Source organism: Chryseobacterium sp. 2TAF14, from assembly GCF_052115105.1.
Classification (GTDB): domain Bacteria; phylum Bacteroidota; class Bacteroidia; order Flavobacteriales; family Weeksellaceae; genus Chryseobacterium.
On sequence record NZ_JBFRGA010000244.1, the window covers coordinates 1 to 3,370 of the forward strand.

Here is a 3,370-nt window from a genome sequence, read left to right on the forward strand (position 1 = left end):
AAGCAGGTTTTTCATCACAAAGTAAATTTGCACTTGTATTTAAAAAAATAACTGGAAGCTCCCCTTCCATTTTCATACAAATGGTCAAAGATAATAGCGGTAAAGTCTAACTCTAGTCTTATAAAGCGAACGTCTTTAATACTTTAATATAATAAACTGACCTATAGAATTAAAGACAATTTTCAATTTTTTTTGGACAAAAAAATCTATCAACTAATGAAAAGAAAATTAAAAAGACTGAATTCATACTTAAAAAAATACCTTTATAAATCCTCAGATTTTATTTTGGCCACATTAAACATATCTTTTCGGAATGAATCGATTGTTATATACCAAGATAACAAGCCATTTCTATTTTTAAATCATGAGATTACCTTTTTTCTTGAAAATGATCTGATTGTTAATATCTGCATAACAAATTATTTTTTTGGATATCCATTATCAGTTACCTTTTATCATGAAAATCAACATTTTAAATTTTCAATAGTTCAACTAATTAGCAAAAAGGTTTACTACTACTAAGTTATATAGCAGTTACTTGAAAGATGTAAACCACACCGAAAAGAGTACAATAATCCTTATAAACTTACCGACAAGAAAGCTTTACAGGTTTTTTTTGCAAATCCTCTATTCTTGATTATCAACGATATATTATCCTCATCGTTCATTTAAAGATACTGCTTGGATCTTAAACTCAATACCGTAAGCTTTTCTGATCTTTATTATATCCTCAAATTAAAAGAGTATAAAATTATATCATAATAAGGTAGCAATTTCCGAATTAAAATCAGTAGTTAACAGGACAATACTGATTCACACCGTATTATACTAAATATATACTTTTTATTATCAAACAACATTTTTATAGAAGAATCAATTTGATTAAAATAAAAATTCAGATTTATTTTTTAGATTTGTATGAATCAAAAAAACTAAAATTTATTTTTATAGTTTACGAATATATAAAGAATTGCATATAGAACTATTATTACAAATACAAATTTTAGGATAGTATAAAAATCACCACTGCTATCTAAATCTTCCATACTCAGTTAATATTTTGCGAAAGTACAAAAAAATATAAATGAAAAGAAAACTATGTAATAAGGATGTCTAATTCTAATAATGTAGGATAGAAAAATCATATCTAAATTCATATTAAACGTCGCTATATCTCGAACGTTGCAAAATTGAGTATAGATGTAAGCATACTTTCTTATGAAGTTTTCTCTAATGACTGAACTTTCTTTAAATATCCCGATTCTTGAGCTACAGAAGATATATTTCCGCAGTGCTCACTCAAAGATACGGCTCAATCTTAAACTGTAAACTGATATTTTTCATACTCTTAAAGATTTAAAGAGTATAAGAATTGTGTCGTAACAAGGGTAGAAACTCCAAAATATATTTGTTTTCGTAATCTATTATAAAAAAAATTCATTTAAAAACATAACCAATTATTACAGTCGGTTGGAGGTGGAGTATAATATTTGTCTCGACTGGTTTTCGACAAACGTTAAAATTCCCATTCGAATTAAATACTTACATATGAGTTCATCTATTTTCTGAAAATGAATTGTTTTTATCCGGGAACTTATTCTGATGTAGTTATTAATTTGATTGGTACACAATTTTTCTTGAAAAGCTCTAAGACGGAATGAATGTTGAAATTTCTGAACATTCATGAACGATTGGTACATGAGTCATTACCGCTGTTTTACAACATTATTTATGTTATATATTAAATTTATAAAAAGATTTTTTGTTATTCGTCCTTATTTATCGACCTTTTTTGTGCGCTTTGAATAACTTCAAATGCCTTGTGACGAAGATCGGGGCTTCCAGACTCTAATGCATTTACAATATCATAGCACTCCTGTAAATATCGTTTTGAAAAATCAGGATCGCTTTGTGAAATCTCCTTCGCATTATCTATTATATCCGCATATTTAATAGTTTGCGCATCAGGGCTAATTTTTTGTAAACGATTAAGTTCTTTTTTTTTTCGTTTAAAACGATTTAAATGCGGAAAATCTTTCTTGATGTAGACATCGGTCAGTTCCGTAACAAGTTGAATGGTAGTCTCAACCTCTTCCTGACTCATATGTTTTAAGAGAAACAATTTGATATCACTAGCCGATGTCAATGTATCTTCAAGAACATCATGTAGGATCGCAGCTGCAAGGACAGGAAGACGATCAATATATTGACCGCAAGTCTGCATTACCCTGATCGGATGTACAATATAACGGTCGGGACTATATTTTCTCATTTGCTCACCGTGTGCACGATCAGCGAATGTAATAACTTCATGTAATACGTTTTGCTTGTCCATGAGTTTGATAATTTTTAATTGGCGTTGTCTCTTTATATATTTATTCTGGAATTGCCTATAACATTAAAAGTAGTTACTAAATTTCTTATATGAATTCAGATTTTAAGTAAGCCTTAAAGTTTTGATGGCTTTAACCCATTCATTCCTCTGGCATCTTTCACAATTTTTTACAGACTTCTTCAGAAAAACTGAATAACCACAATAGGTACAAGCATAGATATCTTCTTTCTCAATCGTATTGATTTTCTTTTCATAAACTTTAGGAAGAATCGGAAGACCGAAAAGAACCTCTTCATTTCTGAAGAAATAAAAACTGATATTACCCGTCGTTTCCAGAATTGCTGTTTTGACCTGCCCTACATGTTCAATCGACTCCTGTCTCATTTCGGCAAAAAATTCATCTTTAGCAAAAGTATGGTCATTCTTAACACCCAAAACAAACTGTCCGTCTTCAATAACATACAGCGGTTCACCTTCTATGACATCTTCAAACTTTTCACTTTTACTGGCAAAATAAGTAATTATCCGGTATACCGTGATAATAACCGCAAACACTAACAACGAAGGTAGAATGGGGGTATCTTTATTAAACATCGGATCTCCTGCTGCTGATCCCAATGCAATAATTATGGCTACCTCGAAAAGTGAAAGCTGCCTTACTCCTTTTTTACCCGATAGTCTTAAAATTACCAATACCATAATAAACATCAGGATGGTTCGGAGGAAAATTTCAATGACGTAACTTACATCTAATTCTCCAACAAAAATTTCATTCCAATTTAAATTCATTTTATATTCTTTATTATTTGATGATTCTTCCAGGTTTGTATTGAAAATGACTACAATAAAAAAGAGTCTTTGGAGACTCTTTTCTGTAGAAAGAATAATTATGCTATTGTTAAGATTTGAAAACGAAGGTCTTTCTTCTTCTCACCAATAGAAAAATTAATTCCCATATACCTACGAAAGCCGTGAGACCGGAAAGCAAATCTGATAACCAACAATTTTAAAAATTAATTCTGAGATAGGCAGGAT

Annotated in this window: 2 protein-coding genes; both read right to left on the reverse strand. The window is 30.1% G+C overall.

Annotated features, from left to right (window positions below; translation table 11 throughout):
* Positions 1–1,765: 1,765 nt before the first annotated feature.
* Entirely contained in the window at positions 1,766–2,335 is a 570-nt protein-coding gene (locus tag AB4Y90_RS16775) for an HD domain-containing protein (RefSeq protein WP_441558713.1), read from the reverse strand.
* Between the two features lie 102 nt (positions 2,336–2,437).
* Complete coding sequence (locus tag AB4Y90_RS16780; RefSeq protein WP_441558714.1) at positions 2,438–3,124, reverse strand: DUF421 domain-containing protein; 687 nt, start codon at positions 3,122–3,124, stop codon at positions 2,438–2,440.
* Positions 3,125–3,370 lie beyond the last annotated feature (246 nt).

Bases quoted from the DNA above. Each gene is read 5' to 3' on its own strand.
- AB4Y90_RS16775 (WP_441558713.1), bottom strand. From the start codon at position 2,335: ATGGACAAGCAAAACGTATTACATGAAGTTATTACATTCGCTGATCGT.
- AB4Y90_RS16780 (WP_441558714.1), bottom strand. From the start codon at position 3,124: ATGAATTTAAATTGGAATGAAATTTTTGTTGGAGAATTAGATGTAAGT.